This is a genomic window from Novosphingobium sp. SG754 (assembly GCF_013149315.1).
In the GTDB taxonomy this organism is placed as follows: Bacteria; Pseudomonadota; Alphaproteobacteria; order Sphingomonadales; family Sphingomonadaceae; genus Novosphingobium; species Novosphingobium capsulatum.
Genome location: NZ_JABGCC010000027.1, coordinates 1 through 1,464, shown reverse-complemented (window position 1 = coordinate 1,464; position 1,464 = coordinate 1). Strand labels below are relative to the sequence as shown.

Annotated in this window: 1 protein-coding gene; it reads left to right on the top strand. The window is 72.0% G+C overall.

The window, feature by feature from the left end:
• Window positions 1-1,464: glycosyltransferase (locus FHW97_RS21910; protein WP_168353393.1), on the top strand; the 1,464-nt coding region annotated here is incomplete at both ends.

The window sequence follows — 1,464 nt, the reverse complement described above, 5'->3', positions numbered from 1 at the left end:
GCCGCCGCGCGCCACGCCACCACCACGATCGGCTATGCCGGCGCGCTCGTCGCCTATGAAGGGCTGGACCTGCTGCTCGATGCCCTGGCCATGCTGCATGCGCAGGGCTTGCGCATCGATCTGGTGATCATGGGCGATGGCCCCTTGCGCGAAAGCCTGGAGCAACAGGCCACACGCCTGGGCCTGGCGCAGGCCGTCACTTTCACCGGGCGCCTGGAACCCGCTGCCGCGCGGGCACGCATGGCCGCCTGCCACATCGCCTGCCTGCCGCGCCGCCGTAGCGACGTGACCGAACTGATCCCACCGATCAAGCTGGTCGAGGCCATGGCCCTGGGCCTGCCCGCCGTGGTGCCCGATCTGCCGGTGTTCCGTGCCGAGGCGCAGGAGGGCGAAACCGCGCTGTTCTTCACCCCTGGCGATGCCGCCGACCTGGCGCGCGCGATTGCCGCCCTAGCCAACGATCCTGCCATGACCCGCCGCATCGGCCAGGCCGCCCGCGACCATGCCACCGCCCATCGCGACTGGGCCAGCATCGCACAAGCCGTCACCCAGACGCTGCGCGAGCCGGAACCGGAACCCCTGCCCGAGCCTGCGCGGCCAGCCACAGACGACGCCGATGCTGCGCGCCATGCTGCCGAACAAGCGCTGGCCCAGGCTGCAACATGGACACGCGAGGCGCGCGCCCTGGCCGCAACAAACCTGCCAGCCGCGATCGCCCTAGCGGAACAGGCGCAGGCCATCGATCCACAACCTTGGCGCGCCAAATGGCTGGGCCTGCGCCTGCACGAAGCGGGTGAAACGGCGCGGGCGATGGACCTGTTGCAGACCCTGCCCGCCGACCTGCCGCTCAACCGATCGGAAGCGCGGCGCATTCAGCAGATCCTGCATCCACGCGCGCCGGAACCGGCCCCCGACCCGGCGGAACTGGCCGCCGCGCAGGCCGCGCGAGAAAGGGCCCAGGCCCAGGCGCTGGCCCGCACCCTGACCGAAGAGGCGCGCCAGGTTCAGGACAGCGATCCACTGGCGGCGGCCCGGCTGGGCGAGCAGGCTTATGCCGCCGATCCGCAGCCCTGGCGCGCCAAGTGGCTCGGCCTGCGCCTGCACGAGGCGGGCGAAACCGCGCGGGCGATAGACATGCTGCAGACCCTGCCCGCTGACCTGCCGCTCAGCCGATCGGAAGCGCGGCGCATCCAGCAGATCCTGCATCCACCCGCGCCCGAACCGGCCCCCGATCCGGCGGAACTGGCCGCCGCGCAAGCGGCGCGGGAACGGGCCCAGGCCCAGGCGCTGGCCCGTACCCTGACCGAAGAGGCGCGCCAGATTCAGGACAGCGATCCTCTGGGGGCAGCCCGGCTGGGCGAGCAGGCTTATGCCGCCGATCCGCAACCGTGGCGGGCGAAATGGCTGGCATTCCGGCTCTATGACGCCGGCGAACTGACCCGGCCCGCTGCACTGCTTGCCGGC